We start from the raw sequence: 17,366 nt of genomic DNA on the forward strand, positions 1-17,366 counted from the left end.
TCAACGGGGAGCAGGTCAACTATAGGGAAAAAATGATATTTAATACGGTAATCCATAAAGTGCCATGATTATAATCAAATTGATGACAATCAGCATTAATACTTATGTAACAGCAAGAATTTATGTCTTGAATGTAGGCAGTCATCGTATGGGCTGATGTTTCTATACCGTTAAATTGATGCCATCCAACTATAAAACCTTGCTGCCCAAGGCCCTATAGCCCCCTCAGGCAATTTGCCCTTATCCACTATTTTGGTATTGGGATGAGGGATACCAGAATAACCTAACGACTCAGGGACCGGGATCACAGGCGGCTGTGGCTCGTCGCTTACCTTAATTCAAATTATTTTCAGATAGATATCATTCTTCTGAACATACGCGATTAACGGCAGAATCTCACGATTCTGCCGTTTTTGTATTATTTTTCAGAGGAGTAGTAATGAACAATTCTGAAGGTTTGAAGTCGTTTCACCAATCGCTTTCTGGTCTGCCACAGTGGGCATCAGAGCGGATTCTGCAGCAAATAAACCAGTTAACCGACTACGAGCCAGTGATCGGCATTCTGGGTAAAACCGGCGCGGGAAAGAGTAGCCTTTGCAATGCCTTGTTTGTCGGCGAAGTATCGCCGGTCAGCGATGTGGCGGCCTGCACCCGTGAACCTTTACGCTTTCGTCTGCTGGTTGGCGACCGCCATATGACGCTGGTGGACCTGCCCGGTGTGGGCGAAAGTGGCGCTCGCGATAACGAATATGCTGCGCTGTATCGCGAACAGCTTCCCCGGCTTGACCTGGTGCTGTGGCTGATTAAGGCCGATGACCGGGCGCTGGCAGTGGATGAACACTTTTATCATCAGGTGATTGGGGAGGCATACCGGCATAAGGTGCTGTTTGTTATCAGCCAGTCGGATAAGGTCGAGCCCACCAGCGGTGGGGGGCCATTGTCCAAAGAGCAGAAGCAGAATATCAGCCGTAAAATCTGTCTGCTGCATGAGCTGTTCCAGCCCGTACATCCAGTGTGTGCCGTGTCGGTCCGTCTTCAGTGGGGACTGCGGGTGATGGCCGAGCGAATGATTAAGTGCCTGCCACGTGAGGCCACCAGCCCGGTGGTATCGCAACTCCAGCCTTCCTTTCGCACGACGGTAGTCCGGGAACAGGCGCGTAGCGATTTTGGTGAAACCGTCGGTGCTGTACTCGATAGCATCAGTGCCTTTCCCCTGATACCCGCCCCGGTGCGGGCCGTCATTCAGGCCGTGCGCACCACCGTGGTGTCAGTGGCCCGTGCCGTCTGGGATTTCTTCTTCTGAGTATTTAACCCATCCCTGTTATTTCCCTGACCCTGTCGCCGATGCGACGGGGATTTCTTTTATTTGTTTTCCCATTATGAGGAGTCTGCTTATGACCCGTCTGGCTTCGCGCTTTGGCGCAGCAAACCTTATCCGTCGCGACCGCCCGTTAACCCGTGAGGAGCTGTTTCGCGTGGTGCCCAGTGTGTTCAGCGAGGACAAACATGAATCCCGCAGTGAGCGTTATACCTATATACCTACCATCTCCCTGCTCGACAGCCTACAGCGAGAAGGCTTCCAGCCATTCTTTGCCTGTCAGACCCGCGTGCGTGACCCCGGTCGTCGTGAACATACAAAGCATATGCTGCGTCTGCGGCGTGAGGGGCAGATTACCGGTAAACAGGTACCAGAAATTATCCTGCTCAACTCCCACGATGGCACTAGTTCGTATCAGATGTTGCCGGGACTATTTCGTGCGGTTTGTCAGAACGGGCTCGTCTGCGGTGAGTCGTTTGGCGAGGTGCGGGTGCCACACAAGGGGGACGTGGTGAGTCAGGTGATTGAAGGCGCGTATGAGGTGCTGGGGATTTTTGACCGGGTGGAGGAGAAACGGGATGCCATGCAGTCGTTGCTGTTGCCACCCCCGGCACAGCAGGCACTGGCAAAAGCCGCCCTCACATACCGCTTTGGTGAAGACCACCAGCCGGTGACTGAATCGCAGATCCTCTCCCCTCGCCGCTGGCAGGATGAGAGCAATGACCTGTGGACCACGTACCAGCGTATTCAGGAGAACCTGATTAAGGGCGGGCTCAGTGGCCGTAATGCCAAAGGAGGACGGTCACATACCCGTGCCGTTCGCGGTATCGACGGGGACGTGAAACTTAACCGGGCACTGTGGGTGATGGCGGAAGCCCTGCTCACGCAACTGCAGTGACCGTTTAATGTTGCTGCTTTGTTAATATCGGACACCACCTGTCCGCATCGCACCGTGCTGACGGTCCTCACTCACCGAGGGAAGGCCTGTAACCCCCGCTGCCTCTGGCTTTTGCAGAAATGAAAAATAGTTTCTGTGGTGTCCATACCCTGTCCGACCCCCTCTTTAAAGTAATCACATCATTTTCAGTCAGTTAACTTTCACGGAGAACGTCTCATGACACAGGCAGAACGCCGCCATGACCGGCTGGCTGTCAGGCTGTCACTGATAATCAGCCGTCTGGTGGCAGGGGAAACGCTGAGTGTGCGTAAGCTTGCCGCTGAGTTTGGTGTGTCGGTGCGCACGCTGCGGCGTGATTTTCGTGAGCGGCTGATGTATCTGGACCTGGAGTATCAGTCCGGATATTGCCGCTTACGCACTGCGGGCAGTGAGACGCAGATGGTGCCCGACGTGCTTATCTTTGCCCACCGCAGCGGGATGGCCGGTCTTTTCCCTGGCTTTGACCGTCGTCTGGTAAACGCACTGCTGATGTGCGATGAGTCTCCCTGCGTAATCGCACCCGCCAGTCCGGCTCCTTCGCCATCAGGCGCATTGTCTTTCTGGCGACTGATTCAGGCCATTACCGGGCGCAGGCGGGTGACTCTGATTGCCGAAGGGCAGCGCTGTGAGCGGCTGGCTCCCTGCCGGTTACTTATCCACCAGCAGGCCTGGTATCTGGTGGCAGAGCACGACGGACATATCGCCGTATTCTCCCTGGATGAAATCCATCTGGTTCAGCCCCTGCAGGAGACTTTCCGGCGTAACGACAGTCTGTGTCGTCTTGTTGAAGACCCGGGCTTTATTCAGTCCTTACCCCATTTTCGCTTTATCCAGCAGTCACTGCTTACGTTTGTTCCGGCCAACAGCTCACCAGAATAGCGCAAGCGTTGTTATCAACCCGGCAACAGGGAGGAGCCCAGTGCCCGTTATTGCCATTATCGCCATTGTTATCATCGTCATCATTCTGAACAAAACCGGAGTGTCCGACAGCCTCACGGCCCTGACACTTGCCACCGTTGCCGCACTACTGACGGGAGGTGGCGCAGCCGGTGCTGCCAGTGTCGCGCTGACGCCGTTCGTCGGCGTGCCGGTGGGTATTTTTGTGGGGATTTATGTCTTTGCCAAAGTGGTTCGTCTGATTTCAGGAAAAAAATAATGAAACGTAAAACACTGCCTCTGCTGGCACTGGTTGCCACCACTCTGTTTCTGAGCGCCTGCGATGACAGAAGTGATGAACTGAAGACCATCAGCAAATTCAAGGATCTCACCCCGCCGCGCTTCAGCGATGTGGTCAGTCGTCAGGATGATGTCAGCGAAGAATGGTCACAGGTTGGTTTCTCATCCGGTCTTACCCTGCAGGTCTTACGTACCCGCCAGTCGCCTGATGGATGCGAGGGTGGCAGTTACTACTACCTCGCGGATATGCAGGAAAAAACCGTCCAGCCACTGATGAATGCGCTGTGTATTGCCGATAACATCAAACTGGAATACCAGGAGGTGACGGACCCGTATACCAAAGAAAGATACTTTGAGTACGCCCATGACGGCAAACTGATGGGTCGACTGCTGATACCCTCAAACCCTGAGAACCAGGAATAAAAACAACGATAAAGGAGACAGAAATGACAATACGTTCACTAAGCCGGTTTGTACTGGCATGTTCACTGTTTACCAGCTTTACAGCCTCTGCGGTTCCCGGACTCTGGCAGCAGGGCTATGGCCAGGGCAATACGGAATACAGCGTGACTGATACCAGCGGGAAGATGTTTACCATCAACTGTACTGGAAATCCTGACCAGAATGGTTTCTACCAGCATTCAGTTTTTCTGACCCAGACGGATAATAGAATGGTCAGTTCGCACGATGACGGCACCTCTATCACAGTAGTTATGAATCACCAGCAGTACGCTATTCCGTCCAGTCTGGGCTGGCGAAACGGGGATAATGCCTGGTATGACTTCATCAGCGATATCCGCAAAGCCCGTCAGTTTGAGGTCTACGTCAATGACCGGAAAGCGGGAACCTTCAGTATTGACCCGACGAATGCCACGAAGGTCCTGCCCACGCCCGGAGACTGCGGTAACGACTGAAAGCCGTTCCTCCTTACGCAAATCAACCCCGACAGCCATCAGGCTGCCGGGGTTTTCTTTTATCAGTAGCCTGAAAATGTCCCAATCAGTTTTACTGCCACCGGGACCCTTCACCCGGATACAAGCAGAAGCGGTCACTACCACGTACAGCGATATCACTATCGAAGACGACCAGGGCAGTCACTTCCGCCTGGTGGTTCGCGACGCCGAAGGCCGGATGGTCTGGCGGGCATGGAACTTTGAACCGTATGCCGGTGAAGGTCTTAACCGCTATATCCGCAGGTCAGGCATCCGCACTGACACTTTTACCCGCTGACCCCGAATCATTTACCAGCAACATTTCACTTTCCCGAACCCACTTTATTACCCCATACGCCAGCCATCGCTGCTGGCATTTTTTATTGACGGAGACATACCCATGACTACAGCGACACAAAACAACCTCGCATCTGCTAACGAACCCGAATTTGAACTGACCGTAACGCAGGTACCTGACGAACAGCGTATCTGCTTCTGGCCGCAGCACTTTGGCACCATTCCACAATGGTTAACCCTGGAGCCGCATATTTTCGCCTGGATGGGCCGATTCTGTACGGATTACTGCGGTGGTATCTGGTCGTTTTACACCCTCAGCAACGGTGGCGCATTTATGGCCCCTGATGCTGAAGGTGACGATAAATGGCGTCTGTTCAACAGCATGAACGGCAATGGTGCGGATATGAGCGCGGAAGCTGCCGGTATCGCTGTCTGCCTGATTGAATACAGCCATCACGCCTGCCGTACAGAGTGTGACGCCATGACCGCTCACTATTACCGCCTGCGGGACTATGCCCTGCAACATCCTGAGGCTCACGCCATTCTGCGCATCATCGACTGACCGGAGGAACAACGAATGAAACAGCTTTCCTTTTTACCCGGCGAGATAACGCCACAGGACCGGCGTCTCATCCAGCGCGCCCTCAGGGTTCTGGACCGGCATCTGCATGAGCCCGGGGTAGCCTTCACCTCCACCCACGCCGTCCGTGAATGGCTGCGACTGCATATGGCCGCGCTTGAGCGGGAAGAGTTCCGGGTGTTGTATCTGGACAACCAGAATCAGTTGATTGCCCATGAGACGCTCTTTAGCGGCACGATTAACCGTACCGAGGTGCATCCCCGGGAGCTGGTCAAGCGCGCCCTGTACTTTAACGCGGCAGCGGTGATACTCGCTCATAACCATCCTTCCGGCGAGACGACACCCAGCCAAGCCGACAAAGCTCTCACGCAGCGGCTGGTGCAGGTACTTCAGCTGGTGGATATCCGTGTCCCTGACCATCTGATTGTCGGCAGCAGGCAAATCTATTCGTTCGCAGAACACGGTCTGTTGTGAGGTATGACATGAAAATTATCAGTAAACGCCAGGCAATGACGATATACCGCCAGCATCCTGAGTCCCGGATCTTTCGCTACTGCAGCGGAAAATATCAGTGGCACGGTAGTGTCTGCCATTACACCGGCAGGGACGTTCCGGATATTGCAGGAGTCCTTGCGGTATACGCCGAACGCCGCCAGGACCGTAACGGGCCCTATACCTGCCTGATGAGCATCACCCTGAACTGACAACAAAAGGAGAGCCGCCATGACCCACATCATCTGGGGCCTGCAGCGGAATACACGCCGCGCCTAGGAGCTCGTCTGGTGCAGGAGGGCAACCGGCTGCATTATCTGGCTGACCGGGCCAGCATCACCGGTATGTTCAGTGACGCCGAATGTCGGAAGCTGGATGACACATTCCCGCATTTTATCCGCCAGATGGAATCGATGCTGGCCACAGGTGAACTCAGCCCTCAACATGCCCACTGCGTCACCCTGTACCACAACGGTTTCACCTGCGAAGCCGACACCCTTGGCAGTTGCGGCTACGTATACATCGCCATTTACCCCACTCAGCGTTAATTACCTTCACGAGAGCAAACATGAAAACTTTACCTGCAACAACTCAGCGGGCGGTGAAGCCCTGCTTGTCACCCGTAGTTGTCTGGCAAATGTTACTGACACGTCTGCTGGAACAGCACTATGGTCTGACACTGAACGATACGCCGTTCGGTGATGAAAGGGTTATTAAGGAACATATCGATGCTGGTATCACTCTGGCTGATGCCGTGAATTTTCTGGTGGAAAAATACGAACTGGTTCGTATCGACAGGAAGGGATTTAGCTGGCAGGAACAATCCCCTTACCTTCGGGCTGTCGATATTCTGCGAGCGCGGCAGGTAACTGGCTTGTTGCGGCAAAGCCGTAAAAATTCGGTACGGTGAATATTACAGGCCGTGCTACTGACTTTCATCACTATCCGGGAGGGCTTGCAACGAGATGAAGAGGGCCGGGTAGCAATTCCTTACCTGACCCATTACCTGACCCAAATTGCATCCAAAGAAAAAGGAGTCAGACGATTTATCATCTAACTCCTTGTTTTATTTGGTGGCCCCTGTTGGGTTTGAACCAACGACCAAGCGATTATGAGTCGCCTGCTCTAACCACTGAGCTAAGGGGCCGTGGCGGTGAATTATAAAGTAACTCACCTCAGCAATCCAGCCATTCACACCTGCCTGCTGTTTTTATAAACAACGCATAATCAATCCTTTATACTTATCTTAAGATGCATAGACAGGAGTAGAGATGATCAATGATATTCTGGCCCCTGGCCTGCGGGTGGTGTTCTGCGGAATCAACCCGGGCAAGTCCTCGGCGCACACCGGTTTTCACTTTGCTCATCCGGGAAATCGCTTCTGGAAGGTGATCCACCAGGCCGGTTTTACCGACAAACAGCTTAAGCCGGAAGAAGAGCAGCAGCTGCTGGATACGCGCTGTGGCATCACCATGCTGGTCGAGCGTCCAACGGTGCAGGCGAGCGAAGTAAATCTGCATGAGCTGCGTACTGGCGGGCGGGAACTGGTGAAGAAGATTGAAGACTACCAGCCCGCGGCGCTGGCGATCCTCGGCAAGCAGGCCTACGAGCAGGCGTTCAGCCAGCGCGGTGCGAAGTGGGGTAAGCAGAACATTACCATTGGCGTAACGCAGGTTTGGGTGTTGCCGAATCCGAGCGGGCTGAACAGGGCGACGCTGGACAAGCTGGTGGAGGCGTATCGGGAACTTGATGAGGCGCTGGTGGTGAGGGGGCTTTAGCTCCTCTGCGGCCTGATGCCCTCACCCTGGTCCTCTCCCACAGGGAGAGGGAATAAACAAAAAAAAAAGCTCCCGATTGGGAGCTTTTTGCTGTTTACATGGGTTAGTCGTCCAGGAAGCTACGCAGCACTTCAGAACGGCTCGGATGGCGCAGCTTACGCAGCGCCTTCGCTTCGATCTGACGGATACGTTCGCGGGTCACGTCAAACTGTTTACCCACTTCTTCCAGCGTGTGGTCGGTGTTCATGTCGATACCGAAACGCATACGCAGCACTTTGGCTTCACGGGCGGTCAGGCCAGCCAGCACGTCGTGCGTGGCAGCACGCAGGCTCTCGGTGGTGGCAGAGTCCAGCGGCAGCTCGAGGGTGGTATCCTCGATGAAATCACCCAGATGCGAATCTTCATCATCACCGATTGGCGTTTCCATGGAGATTGGCTCTTTAGCGATTTTCAGCACTTTACGGATCTTGTCTTCCGGCATCAGCATGCGTTCAGCCAGCTCTTCCGGCGTCGGCTCGCGGCCCATCTCCTGCAACATCTGGCGAGAGATACGGTTGAGTTTGTTGATGGTCTCAATCATATGCACCGGAATACGGATGGTGCGCGCCTGGTCTGCGATAGAGCGGGTGATCGCCTGACGGATCCACCAGGTAGCATAGGTGGAGAACTTGTAACCACGACGGTATTCAAACTTATCTACCGCTTTCATCAGACCGATGTTGCCTTCCTGAATCAGATCCAGGAACTGCAGGCCACGGTTGGTGTATTTCTTGGCGATAGAGATAACCAGACGTAAGTTCGCTTCAACCATCTCTTTCTTCGCACGGCGGGCTTTTGCTTCACCGATGGACATACGACGGTTGATGTCTTTCACCTGCTCGATGGTCAGGCCGGTCTCTTCTTCAATCTGATGCAGCTTTTGCAGGCCGCGCTGTACGTCTTCTTTCACGTCGTGCAGCTTTTCAGACCACGGCTTGTTCATCGCGATAGCGGCGTTGAACCAGGTTTCGCTGGTTTCATTGCCGGTGAAGAGGGTGATGAAATTCTTCTTCGGCATTTTGCACTGTTCAACACACAGCTTCATGATGATACGTTCCTGGGTACGTACGCGATCCATCATCACGCGCATGCTGTTCACCAGGTAGTCGAACTGTTTTGGCACCAGGCGGAACTGTTTGAACACTTCCGACAGCTTCAGGATCTCTTCCTGAGCGGCAGCATGGCTGCGACCTTTCGCTTTGATGGTGTCACGCGTCACTTCGTACTGAGTACGCAGCTCGGCAAACTTCTCGCGCGCCAGTTCAGGGTCGATGCTGTTGTCGTCGTCGCTGCTGTCGTCGTCTTCTTCTTCATCTTCGTCTTCGTCGTCATCCATCTCTTCCTGAGACAGCTCAGAACCGACGTGAGTGGCGGTTGGCGCCATATCTTCTTCAGCGTTCGGGTCGACAAAGCCAGTGATCAGATCGGACAGACGCGCTTCTTCCGCTTCAACGCGATCGTACTGCTCCAGCAGATAGGTAATCGCTTCCGGGTATTCGGCAACAGAGCACTGAACCTGGTTGATCCCGTCTTCGATGCGTTTTGCGATGTCAATTTCGCCTTCGCGGGTCAACAGTTCAACGGTACCCATTTCACGCATGTACATGCGGACCGGGTCAGTGGTACGCCCGATTTCAGATTCCACGCTGGACAGTACCTGTGCAGCAGCTTCTTCCGCATCTTCGTCAGTGTTGTTGGAGGTTTCAGCCAGCAACAGATCATCGGCATCCGGTGCTTCTTCCATCACCTGAATGCCCATGTCATTGATCATTTGGATGATATCTTCGATCTGATCTGAATCGACGATATCTTCCGGCAGATGGTCATTGACCTCGGCATAGGTCAGATAGCCTTGCTCCTTACCGCGTTGGACAAGAAGTTTCAGCTGTGACTGCGGGTTTTGCTCCATAAGACGGTATCCACACTTAATTCGTTTGATTGGTGTCGGCGATAGGGCTGCCAACCTTTAAAGCGAGGGCGTACTTATATTTTTGCCGCTGCCTCTCAGTGCGGCTGCCGGGGGCTTCCCGATCGATATTCGGCACTTAAGCCGTTAAATTTTTTATTTCTTCGCCAGTTCCTGGTTAATCATCCAGAGCTCCCGGCGTTCTTCGCTGCTTAAGCCATGGGTGCGCTCGCGAGCTATCAACTCTTCCTGGCGCAACTCAAGCATCGAATCAAACATATGGTTGAGTGAGTCGGTGAACGTTTTTTCTGCGATATCCTTATCTGCTATATCGTCCCACATCGACAGTTTTTCAAGGGTAGCGGCCTCTTTTGTGCCGCGATAATGCTCTAAAAGTTGTCCGGTGGTCAGACCTGGCTGCGACAAACAAGTGTTGACCAATTCTGAAAATAAGCCAAGTCCGGGCAATTTTTCGTGGTTCAAACCCGCCAGTGACGGCACTTGCGGAGCAAGTTCGGGGTTTTGCACCAGCAACCCTATCAGTATACGCATGGTTGTGCGTTTTAGCTGAGGCGCGGGGCGTACCGTGCCGTTTTCAGCCTGTTTAGGCATTAAACGTTCAAGCTGGCTGTCATCCAGAATGCCGAGCTTGTTGCCTAACTCCTGACGCAGATAGATGCGCAGCGTTTCGCCGGGCACCTGGCTGATTAACGGCAACGCCAGCGTGCTGAGCTGCGCGCGCCCGTCAGGGGTACTCAAATCCACCTGCGGCATCAGGCTGTTAAACAGAAACGTGGAGAGCGGCTGTGCCTGCTCCATCCGCGCTTCAAATGCCGCTTTGCCCTCTTTACGCACCAGCGTATCCGGGTCTTCACCGTCGGGCAGGAACATAAAGCGTAGCTGACGCCCGTCGGTCATATACGGCAACGCGGTTTCCAGCGCTCGCCAGGCGGCGTCGCGTCCTGCGCGGTCACCGTCGTAACAGCAAATCACGTTGTTGGTGACGCGGAACAGCAACTGGATATGGTCCGCCGTGGTGGACGTTCCCAGCGACGCAACGGCATAGTTAATGTCGTACTGCGCCAGCGCAACAACATCCATATAGCCTTCGACGACCAGAAGACGCGGAGGTTCCGCATTATCCTGCTGTGCCTCATAAAGACCGTAAAGCTGGCGGCCCTTATGGAAAATATCGGTTTCCGGGGAGTTAAGGTATTTCGGCAGGGCATCACCCAGCACGCGACCACCAAAACCTATCACCCGGCCACGCTTGTCGCGGATCGGGAACATCACCCGTTCACGGAAGCGGTCGTAGCTTCGTCCCTGGTCGTTGGTGACCAGCATGCCTGCGTCGATGAGGGATTTACGATCTTCGCTATTGCCGCCAAAACGCTTTAACACGTTGTCCCAGCCGGGCGGGGCGTAACCAATAGCGAAACGCGCAATCACATCGTCGCTCAGTCCGCGCTTGTTCAGATACTGACGCGCAGGCTCAGCCGCAGAGTGCTTAAGAGACTGTTGGTAAAACGAATTCAGGCCATCCATCAACTGATATAGCGTTTGCCGCTGATGGCGCTCGATCTGACTTGGCCCACTGCCTGCTTCATACGGCACTTCAAGGTTATGCATCGCCGCCAGCTCTTCGACGGTTTCAACGAACTCGAGCTTATCGTAGTTCATCAAAAAATCGACGGCATTACCGTGTGCGCCACAGCCGAAGCAATGGTAGAACTGCTTTTCACCGTTTACGGTGAAAGAGGGGGTTTTTTCGTTATGGAACGGACAGCACGCATGGTAGTTCTTGCCCTGCTTTTTTAGCTTCACCCGCGCGTCGATGAGATCGACGATGTCGGTTCTGGCAAGCAGGTCATTGATGAAAACGCGTGGGATTCTTCCGGCCATATGCCCCAAAAATTTAAGCGACTTATAAACGAAAACAAGCCGCGCATTCCTTCCGGAAGCACGGCCTTACGACTACAACTCTGTCTGTCAATTGAGGGCTGTGGCCCTCAACAGATTAGTACAGACGAGTACGGCGTGCGTTTTCGCGAGCCAGTTTCTTCGCGTGACGTTTCACAGCGGAAGCTTTAGCGCGCTTACGTTCGGTCGTTGGTTTTTCATAAAACTCACGACGACGAACTTCAGCCAGAACACCTGCTTTCTCGCATGAACGTTTGAAGCGACGCAGTGCTACGTCGAACGGCTCGTTTTCACGTACTTTAATTACCGGCATGTAACTCTCACCTTTAATAAATTCGGTTTGCCGCTGGCATCAACGCCAGCTTATTTCAAAATGGTGCGGAATTTTACTGCAAATGCTGCTGCTTTGTAAAGCACCGATGCGATTTTGAAAGGGACTTTTATAAGGGGGAAGAGTATACACGAGGCTTCTTCCTGGGGCGAACAAAGTTTTACATCAACCCGCCCAGGCTCTACACTGCGCGGTATTGAAACGAGGTAAAACAAGTCATGCGTGTACTGGGTATTGAAACATCCTGCGATGAAACCGGCATCGCGATTTACGACGACGAAAAAGGGCTTCTGGCCAACCAACTGTATAGTCAGGTGAAATTGCACGCTGACTACGGCGGCGTCGTGCCTGAACTGGCCTCTCGTGACCACGTGCGTAAAACGGTTCCCCTGATTCAGGCGGCACTGAAAGAGGCCGGGTTAAGTGCAAAAGATATTGATGCCGTGGCCTATACTGCAGGACCGGGCCTGGTTGGCGCGCTGCTGGTCGGCGCAACGGTAGGGCGTTCGCTGGCCTTCGCGTGGGACGTTCCGGCCATTCCGGTTCACCATATGGAAGGACATCTTCTGGCTCCGATGCTGGAAGCCAATCCGCCAGCGTTCCCGTTTGTGGCGCTGCTGGTCTCCGGCGGTCATACGCAGCTGATTAGCGTAACGGGCATTGGCAAGTATGAGCTGCTGGGCGAATCAATCGACGACGCGGCCGGTGAAGCCTTCGACAAAACTGCCAAGCTGCTTGGCCTGGATTATCCTGGCGGCCCGATGCTGTCGAAAATGGCCGCGCAGGGAACGGAAGGGCGCTTTGTCTTCCCGCGTCCGATGACCGATCGTCCGGGGCTGGATTTTAGTTTCTCCGGTCTGAAAACCTTCGCGGCGAACACCATTCGCAATAACGACGACAGCGAGCAGACGCGTGCCGACATCGCCCGCGCGTTCGAAGATGCGGTGGTGGATACGCTGATGATCAAGTGCAAGCGTGCGCTGGATCTGACGGGCTTTAAGCGCCTGGTGATGGCCGGTGGCGTGAGCGCCAACCGTACGCTGCGCGCGAAGCTTGCCGAAATGATGCAAAAGCGTCGTGGGGAAGTGTTCTACGCGCGTCCGGAATTTTGTACCGATAACGGGGCGATGATCGCCTACGCCGGGATGGTGCGCCTGAACGCTGGCGCCACGGCTGACCTGAGCGTGTCCGTGCGTCCGCGCTGGCCGCTGGCGGAGCTGCCTGAGGCGTAAGTCTTTTGCCCGGTGGCGCTGCGCTTACCGGGTCTGCAAAAATCGTAGGCCGGGTCAGGCGAAGCCGCCACCCGGCAATAAACCGCACTACATCCGCAGCATCCCTTTCTCTTCCAGAAACGCAATAATCGTCGCCAGCCCGTCACCCGCCTTCAGGTTGGTAAAGGTCCACGGACGCTCGCCGCGCATGCGATTAGTGTCGCGCTCCATTACCTCCAGCGACGCCCCCACGTACGGCGCGAGGTCGGTTTTATTGATCACCAGAAAATCGGATTTGGTGATCCCCGGCCCGCCCTTGCGCGGAATTTTTTCCCCTTCGGCCACGTCGATCACGTAGATGGTGAGGTCCGCCAGCTCCGGGCTGAAGGTCGCGCTCAGGTTATCCCCGCCGCTTTCGACGAAGATCAGATCCAGATTGCCGAACTTCTCGCTCAAGGCTTCCACCGCCGCCAGGTTCATTGAGGCATCTTCGCGGATGGCGGTGTGCGGACAGCCGCCCGTTTCCACCCCTACGATGCGCTCTGGCTCAAGCGCACCCGCCTCGGTCAGGATGCGCTGATCCTCTTTGGTGTAGATATCGTTAGTCACCACCGCAAGATGATAGGTGTCGCGCATCGCCTTGCAGAGCGCTTCCAGCAGGGCGGTTTTGCCCGACCCTACCGGGCCGCCCACGCCAACGCGCAGGGGATGTTTGTAATCAGCCATATTGACTCCTCAGGAACGGAATAGTCGTGAATATTGGGTTTCGTGGCGTGCGGAGGCGATGGCGGACAGCGGCGTAGCTGCCCCCAGCGCGTCGTCGCCACGTAAAAATGCCTGTTCAAACCCGGCGGCAAAATGGTCGCTCAGGTCGATAATCAGCTGTTGTGCGGCCTGCTGCCCAAACGGCACCAGCTTGACGCCCGCCATCACCGCGCTCTCAATCCAGCTGTAGCCGAGGCTCAGCGCCAGCTCGCGCGCGCTAATGCCCCAGCGCACGCCGAGCCACGCCATACCGCCGAGCTGGCTCTGCATCAACAGCGGCAGCCATTCTGCCGGGCAGGCGGGTTCCCAGCTTTTAACCAGGCGCGTAAAGGCTGCGCCGCGGTTGCGTTCTTCCTCGCGCAGTTCGCGCGTTTCCCGACAGGCGAGCAGGTATGCCGTCCAGCGTTTTGCTGCCGCGACGTCCTGCTGCTCGCAGGCACAGTACAGGCGGATAAACAGCGGCAGGTCGACGCAGAAAAAGCTCTGCTCCATCTGCTGGATCTGCCAGCGCCTGAAGGCCTCAGCGTCCGTGATCCACCCGGCCTCGACAGCCCACTCCAGCCCCTGTGACCAGGTATACGATCCGACCGGCAGGCTACTGCTGGAGAGCTGCATCAGGCGCAGCCGCTGGCGGGCGTGCTCCATCAGCTCATCAGCGCCAGCAGGGCAGAGACGATCAGCCCGCCACCGAAGGTTTTACGCAGGCCGTCGTGACGGCGCAGCAGCAGCCCTGCCGCGAAGCTGGCGCACAGCACCGTGGCGCTGGCTAACATAAACCCGCTGGTGAAGAGCCAGAAGCTGTGGCCGGACATCTCCACGCCGTGCGCCCAGCCGTGGAACATCGCCAGGGCTGGCACCGCCAGCAGCAGGCGATTTTCAGTCTTAAACATCATTACGCCGCAGACCGCCAGCGAGGCGATAATCAGCATCTCCATGCCGCTAAAACCGCCGAGCAGGCTGCCCGCAACGGCACCAGCAAGCATCATGCCGAGCGTCGCTAACGGCAACAGCAGCTTGCGGCCGCTCAGGGCGGAGAGCACGCCAGCCCCCGTCAGCATCAGCAGGTGATCCAGCCCGGTCAGCGGATGGAGAAATCCGGCCTGGAAGCTGTCGGTCCCGTGGCCGGGATGTGCGAGCGCGGGAACGGAAAAAGCCAGCAGTAACAGCGGTAAGTACTTGCGCATGATGAGTCCTTAATGTGAATGAGCGTGAGAGTGGCTATGGCTGTGGGCATCGCTGGTGTAAGCGCCCGCTTCCGGTTCAAATGGCAGGCTGGCGAAGGTCACCTCCAGCCCGAACTGACGCAGCATGTCGTCAAGAACGTGGTCGTGGTGGTAGCGCAGCTCGCCGGGCATAATTTGCAGCGGCACGTGACGGTTGCCCAGGTGGTAACAGGCGCGGGCGAGCAGGAACGGATCGGCGCAGCGCACCACGGAAACCGACTCCGGGGCGGCGATCACTTCGATCACCTCGCTGCCGTCGTCGGTGGTCAGCAGATCGCCGCCGCGCAGCAGCAAACCGCGCGGCAGCATCAGCCCGGCTTCGCGACCGTCGTTCAGGGCCACGCGGGCGCGGCTTTTCACCCGCACGTCAATCGGCAGCGTGACGCTGGCGGTAGTCGGGTGTGCGTGGTCCAGGCGTTGGGTCAGATAAATCATCATCACTCCTCAAAACAGGAAATAGCGTTGTGCCATCGGCAGAACGTCAGCCGGTTCGCTGGTAATCAGTTCGCCGTCGACGCGCACCTCGTAGGTTTGCGAGTCGACGGTGATGTTCGGTTGCAGAGCGTTGTGGATCATGTCCGCCTTTTTCACCGTCCGGCAGCCTTTCACCACCGCCGTGGCGCTCTGCAAGTTGAGCTGCTGCGGGATGCCGTTCGCACTGGCGGCCTGCGAGATAAACGTCAGCCGCGTGGCGTGGCGCGCGGCGCCCAGCGATCCAAACATCGGGCGGTAATGCACCGGCTGCGGCGTGGGGATCGAGGCGTTGATATCGCCCATCGGTGCGCAGGCGATCATCCCACCTTTGACGATGGTGGCGGGCTTGACGCCGAAGAACGCCGGGGACCAGACCACCAGGTCCGCCAGCTTGCCCGCCTCAATCGAGCCCACTTCATGGGCGATGCCGTGGGTCAGCGCCGGGTTAATAGTGTATTTGGCGACATAGCGCTTCACGCGGAAGTTATCGTTATCGCCGGTCTCTTCCGGCAGTGCGCCGCGCTGCACCTTCATGCGGTGCGCGACCTGCCAGGTGCGGATAATCACTTCCCCCACGCGGCCCATTGCCTGTGAATCTGACGAGGTGAGTGAGAACGCGCCGATATCGTGCAGCACGTCTTCGGCGGCGATGGTCTCCCGGCGAATGCGGGATTCGGCAAACGCCACGTCCTCGGCGATATCCGGGTCGAGGTGATGGCAAACCATCAGCATGTCCAGGTGCTCGTCGATGGTGTTGACCGTGTAGGGCAGCGTCGGGTTGGTGGAGGAGGGCAGAATATTCGGGTGCGCGCAAGCGGTGATGATATCTGGCGCATGGCCGCCGCCCGCCCCTTCGGTGTGGAAGGTGTGGATGGTGCGCCCGGCGATGGCGGCCAGCGTGTCTTCGACAAAACCGGACTCGTTCAGCGTGTCGCTGTGCAGCGCCACCTGAATATCCATCTCTTCAGCGACCTCCAGCGAGCAGTTGATTGCCGCAGGCGTCGCGCCCCAGTCTTCGTGGATCTTAAGCCCGATGGCGCCAGCCGCGATCTGCTCGCGCAGCGCGTCCGGGTTTGAACCGTTCCCTTTGCCCAGCAGGCCAATATTCACCGGCAGCGTATCGGCGGCCTGCAACATGCGGGCGATATACCACGGCCCCGGCGTGCAGGTGGTGGCGTTTGTACCTGCCGCAGGGCCGGTGCCGCCGCCGATCATGGTGGTGACGCCGGAGACCAGCGCCTCTTCCGCCTGCTGCGGACAGATCCAGTGGATATGGGTGTCGATCCCGCCAGGGGTGACGATCTTCCCTTCGGCGGCGATCACTTCCGTTGCCGCGCCAATCGGGATCGTCACGCCGGGCTGAATGTCCGGGTTTCCGGCTTTGCCGACGGCGAAGATCCGCCCATCTTTTATGCCGATATCCGCTTTCACAATCCCCCAGTGATCGACAATCAGCGCGTTGGTGAGCACCAGATCCACGCAGTCGTCGGCGGTCATCTGCCCCTGTCCCATGCCGTCGCGGATCACTTTTCCGCCGCCGAATTTAACCTCTTCGCCGTAGATCGTGAGATCGTCCTCCACTTCGATCCACAGCTCGCTGTCGGCCAGCCGCACTTTATCCCCGGTAGTGGGGCCGAACATATCGGCATACGCCTGGCGTGAAATCTCAGCCATGTTTCACCTCGCCCATGACCTCGCCGCGAAAACCAAAAATGCGCTGCGCGCCCGTCACCTGCACCAGCGCCACTTCCCGCTTCTGGCCGGGCTCGAAGCGCACGGCAGTACCGGCCGGGATGTTGAGTCGGTAGCCTCGGGTGGCTTCGCGATCGAATTTCAACGCCGGGTTGACCTCGTAAAAGTGGTAATGCGAGCCGACCTGGATCGGCCTGTCGCCGTGGTTTTCCACGATCACACTTCGGGTTTCGCGCCCGACGTTGAGCGCAATGTTGCCGGACTGGATCCGGTATTCGCCTGGGATCATCACGCG

The 17,366-nt window shown here is 56.4% G+C and carries 23 protein-coding genes and 1 tRNA gene; 14 read left to right on the top strand and 10 right to left on the bottom strand.

The window, feature by feature from the left end:
• The first annotated feature begins 439 nt into the window (after positions 1 to 439).
• From CKK19_RS18055 to CKK19_RS18110, 12 genes are all read left to right on the top strand, one after another.
• Positions 440 to 1,303 carry a GTPase family protein gene (locus tag CKK19_RS18055; protein ID WP_049015602.1) on the top strand — a complete coding sequence of 288 codons (864 nt, stop codon included), beginning with the start codon at positions 440 to 442 and terminating at the stop codon, positions 1,301 to 1,303.
• Positions 1,304 to 1,394: 91 nt separating this feature from the next.
• Entirely contained in the window at positions 1,395 to 2,216 is an 822-nt protein-coding gene (locus CKK19_RS18060) for a DUF932 domain-containing protein (RefSeq protein ID WP_000197389.1), read from the top strand.
• Between the two features lie 216 nt (positions 2,217 to 2,432).
• Positions 2,433 to 3,134, top strand: a complete 702-nt coding sequence (locus CKK19_RS18065) for a WYL domain-containing protein (RefSeq protein WP_006812588.1) — start codon at positions 2,433 to 2,435, stop codon at positions 3,132 to 3,134.
• 40 nt (positions 3,135 to 3,174) lie between these two features.
• On the top strand, positions 3,175 to 3,411 hold the full coding sequence (gene ypjK, locus CKK19_RS18070; protein WP_001144029.1) for a protein YpjK: 237 nt from the start codon (positions 3,175 to 3,177) through the stop codon (positions 3,409 to 3,411).
• On the top strand, positions 3,411 to 3,854 hold the full coding sequence (locus tag CKK19_RS18075; RefSeq protein WP_032666164.1) for a YfjS/YafY family lipoprotein: 444 nt from the start codon (positions 3,411 to 3,413) through the stop codon (positions 3,852 to 3,854). Before ypjK ends, CKK19_RS18075 begins: the two co-directional genes overlap by 1 nt.
• 23 nt (positions 3,855 to 3,877) lie before the next feature.
• Complete coding sequence (locus CKK19_RS18080) at positions 3,878 to 4,345, top strand: hypothetical protein (RefSeq protein ID WP_032666163.1); 468 nt, start codon at positions 3,878 to 3,880, stop codon at positions 4,343 to 4,345.
• Positions 4,346 to 4,421: 76 nt separating this feature from the next.
• A complete protein-coding gene (locus CKK19_RS18085) occupies positions 4,422 to 4,661 on the top strand; it encodes a DUF905 domain-containing protein (RefSeq protein WP_032666162.1) in 240 nt (79 codons plus the stop codon).
• Positions 4,662 to 4,763: 102 nt separating this feature from the next.
• The gene (locus tag CKK19_RS18090) at positions 4,764 to 5,222 is read left to right on the top strand and encodes an antirestriction protein (RefSeq protein WP_032666161.1); all 459 of its coding nucleotides are present in this window, start codon (positions 4,764 to 4,766) and stop codon (positions 5,220 to 5,222) included.
• Positions 5,223 to 5,237: 15 nt separating this feature from the next.
• The gene (locus tag CKK19_RS18095; RefSeq protein ID WP_047715925.1) at positions 5,238 to 5,714 is read left to right on the top strand and encodes a JAB domain-containing protein; all 477 of its coding nucleotides are present in this window, start codon (positions 5,238 to 5,240) and stop codon (positions 5,712 to 5,714) included.
• 8 nt (positions 5,715 to 5,722) lie between these two features.
• Positions 5,723 to 5,944, top strand: a complete 222-nt coding sequence (locus tag CKK19_RS18100; protein WP_047715924.1) for a DUF987 domain-containing protein — start codon at positions 5,723 to 5,725, stop codon at positions 5,942 to 5,944.
• A 33-nt stretch (positions 5,945 to 5,977) separates the two neighbouring features.
• Entirely contained in the window at positions 5,978 to 6,280 is a 303-nt protein-coding gene (locus CKK19_RS18105) for a type IV toxin-antitoxin system YeeU family antitoxin (protein ID WP_032666156.1), read from the top strand.
• 20 nt (positions 6,281 to 6,300) lie between these two features.
• Entirely contained in the window at positions 6,301 to 6,642 is a 342-nt protein-coding gene (locus tag CKK19_RS18110; protein ID WP_047715922.1) for a toxin, read from the top strand.
• 161 nt (positions 6,643 to 6,803) lie between these two features.
• Here the strand turns inward: CKK19_RS18110 and CKK19_RS18115 are convergent.
• A tRNA-Ile gene (locus CKK19_RS18115) sits at positions 6,804 to 6,879 on the bottom strand.
• 124 nt (positions 6,880 to 7,003) lie between these two features.
• Here CKK19_RS18115 and mug point away from each other — a divergent pair.
• Positions 7,004 to 7,510, top strand: coding sequence for a G/U mismatch-specific DNA glycosylase (gene mug / locus CKK19_RS18120; RefSeq protein WP_023298636.1), 507 nt, complete (start codon positions 7,004 to 7,006; stop codon positions 7,508 to 7,510).
• A 103-nt stretch (positions 7,511 to 7,613) separates the two neighbouring features.
• On the opposite strand, the gene rpoD is transcribed toward mug, so the two are convergent.
• The 3 genes from rpoD to rpsU form a co-directional block, all read right to left on the bottom strand.
• A complete protein-coding gene (gene rpoD, locus CKK19_RS18125) occupies positions 7,614 to 9,458 on the bottom strand; it encodes an RNA polymerase sigma factor RpoD (protein WP_006812010.1) in 1,845 nt (614 codons plus the stop codon).
• A gap of 153 nt (positions 9,459 to 9,611) precedes the next feature.
• On the bottom strand, positions 9,612 to 11,357 hold the full coding sequence (dnaG, locus tag CKK19_RS18130) for a DNA primase (RefSeq protein ID WP_003862574.1): 1,746 nt from the start codon (positions 11,355 to 11,357) through the stop codon (positions 9,612 to 9,614).
• 115 nt (positions 11,358 to 11,472) lie between these two features.
• Entirely contained in the window at positions 11,473 to 11,688 is a 216-nt protein-coding gene (gene rpsU, locus CKK19_RS18135; RefSeq protein WP_001144069.1) for a 30S ribosomal protein S21, read from the bottom strand.
• Positions 11,689 to 11,924: 236 nt separating this feature from the next.
• Here rpsU and tsaD point away from each other — a divergent pair, with 236 nt between their 5' ends.
• Complete coding sequence (tsaD, locus tag CKK19_RS18140; protein ID WP_063854119.1) at positions 11,925 to 12,938, top strand: tRNA (adenosine(37)-N6)-threonylcarbamoyltransferase complex transferase subunit TsaD; 1,014 nt, start codon at positions 11,925 to 11,927, stop codon at positions 12,936 to 12,938.
• Between the two features lie 87 nt (positions 12,939 to 13,025).
• On the opposite strand, the gene ureG is transcribed toward tsaD, so the two are convergent.
• The 6 genes from ureG to CKK19_RS18170 are packed head-to-tail and all read right to left on the bottom strand — an operon-like array spanning position 13,026 to position 17,360.
• Positions 13,026 to 13,643 carry an urease accessory protein UreG gene (ureG, locus tag CKK19_RS18145; RefSeq protein ID WP_023298635.1) on the bottom strand — a complete coding sequence of 206 codons (618 nt, stop codon included), beginning with the start codon at positions 13,641 to 13,643 and terminating at the stop codon, positions 13,026 to 13,028.
• Positions 13,644 to 13,652: 9 nt separating this feature from the next.
• Positions 13,653 to 14,327 carry an urease accessory protein UreF gene (locus CKK19_RS18150; protein ID WP_032626324.1) on the bottom strand — a complete coding sequence of 225 codons (675 nt, stop codon included), beginning with the start codon at positions 14,325 to 14,327 and terminating at the stop codon, positions 13,653 to 13,655.
• Positions 14,327 to 14,866 carry a HupE/UreJ family protein gene (locus CKK19_RS18155; protein ID WP_015571909.1) on the bottom strand — a complete coding sequence of 180 codons (540 nt, stop codon included), beginning with the start codon at positions 14,864 to 14,866 and terminating at the stop codon, positions 14,327 to 14,329. The genes CKK19_RS18150 and CKK19_RS18155 overlap by 1 nt, the downstream gene beginning before the upstream one ends.
• A gap of 9 nt (positions 14,867 to 14,875) precedes the next feature.
• Positions 14,876 to 15,340 (bottom strand): urease accessory protein UreE, encoded by a 465-nt coding sequence (ureE, locus tag CKK19_RS18160; RefSeq protein ID WP_063138839.1) that lies wholly within the window; start codon positions 15,338 to 15,340, stop codon positions 14,876 to 14,878.
• A gap of 9 nt (positions 15,341 to 15,349) precedes the next feature.
• Entirely contained in the window at positions 15,350 to 17,053 is a 1,704-nt protein-coding gene (gene ureC, locus CKK19_RS18165; protein WP_063854118.1) for an urease subunit alpha, read from the bottom strand.
• A complete protein-coding gene (locus tag CKK19_RS18170; protein ID WP_022649443.1) occupies positions 17,046 to 17,360 on the bottom strand; it encodes an urease subunit beta in 315 nt (104 codons plus the stop codon). Before CKK19_RS18170 ends, ureC begins: the two co-directional genes overlap by 8 nt.
• Positions 17,361 to 17,366 lie beyond the last annotated feature (6 nt).

Origin of the sequence: Enterobacter sp. CCUG 70166 (assembly GCF_020224095.1) — a bacterium.
GTDB lineage: Bacteria > Pseudomonadota > Gammaproteobacteria > Enterobacterales > Enterobacteriaceae > Enterobacter > Enterobacter intestinihominis.

Bases quoted from the DNA above. Each gene is read 5' to 3' on its own strand.
- CKK19_RS18055 (WP_049015602.1), top strand. From the start codon at position 440: ATGAACAATTCTGAAGGTTTGAAGTCGTTTCACCAATCGCTTTCTGGT.
- CKK19_RS18060 (WP_000197389.1), top strand. From the start codon at position 1,395: ATGACCCGTCTGGCTTCGCGCTTTGGCGCAGCAAACCTTATCCGTCGC.
- CKK19_RS18065 (WP_006812588.1), top strand. From the start codon at position 2,433: ATGACACAGGCAGAACGCCGCCATGACCGGCTGGCTGTCAGGCTGTCA.
- CKK19_RS18075 (WP_032666164.1), top strand. From the start codon at position 3,411: ATGAAACGTAAAACACTGCCTCTGCTGGCACTGGTTGCCACCACTCTG.
- CKK19_RS18080 (WP_032666163.1), top strand. From the start codon at position 3,878: ATGACAATACGTTCACTAAGCCGGTTTGTACTGGCATGTTCACTGTTT.
- CKK19_RS18085 (WP_032666162.1), top strand. From the start codon at position 4,422: ATGTCCCAATCAGTTTTACTGCCACCGGGACCCTTCACCCGGATACAA.
- CKK19_RS18090 (WP_032666161.1), top strand. From the start codon at position 4,764: ATGACTACAGCGACACAAAACAACCTCGCATCTGCTAACGAACCCGAA.
- CKK19_RS18095 (WP_047715925.1), top strand. From the start codon at position 5,238: ATGAAACAGCTTTCCTTTTTACCCGGCGAGATAACGCCACAGGACCGG.
- CKK19_RS18100 (WP_047715924.1), top strand. From the start codon at position 5,723: ATGAAAATTATCAGTAAACGCCAGGCAATGACGATATACCGCCAGCAT.
- CKK19_RS18110 (WP_047715922.1), top strand. From the start codon at position 6,301: ATGAAAACTTTACCTGCAACAACTCAGCGGGCGGTGAAGCCCTGCTTG.
- mug (WP_023298636.1), top strand. From the start codon at position 7,004: ATGATCAATGATATTCTGGCCCCTGGCCTGCGGGTGGTGTTCTGCGGA.
- rpoD (WP_006812010.1), bottom strand. From the start codon at position 9,458: ATGGAGCAAAACCCGCAGTCACAGCTGAAACTTCTTGTCCAACGCGGT.
- dnaG (WP_003862574.1), bottom strand. From the start codon at position 11,357: ATGGCCGGAAGAATCCCACGCGTTTTCATCAATGACCTGCTTGCCAGA.
- rpsU (WP_001144069.1), bottom strand. From the start codon at position 11,688: ATGCCGGTAATTAAAGTACGTGAAAACGAGCCGTTCGACGTAGCACTG.
- tsaD (WP_063854119.1), top strand. From the start codon at position 11,925: ATGCGTGTACTGGGTATTGAAACATCCTGCGATGAAACCGGCATCGCG.
- ureG (WP_023298635.1), bottom strand. From the start codon at position 13,643: ATGGCTGATTACAAACATCCCCTGCGCGTTGGCGTGGGCGGCCCGGTA.
- CKK19_RS18150 (WP_032626324.1), bottom strand. From the start codon at position 14,327: ATGGAGCACGCCCGCCAGCGGCTGCGCCTGATGCAGCTCTCCAGCAGT.
- CKK19_RS18155 (WP_015571909.1), bottom strand. From the start codon at position 14,866: ATGCGCAAGTACTTACCGCTGTTACTGCTGGCTTTTTCCGTTCCCGCG.
- ureE (WP_063138839.1), bottom strand. From the start codon at position 15,340: ATGATTTATCTGACCCAACGCCTGGACCACGCACACCCGACTACCGCC.
- ureC (WP_063854118.1), bottom strand. From the start codon at position 17,053: ATGGCTGAGATTTCACGCCAGGCGTATGCCGATATGTTCGGCCCCACT.
- CKK19_RS18170 (WP_022649443.1), bottom strand. From the start codon at position 17,360: ATGATCCCAGGCGAATACCGGATCCAGTCCGGCAACATTGCGCTCAAC.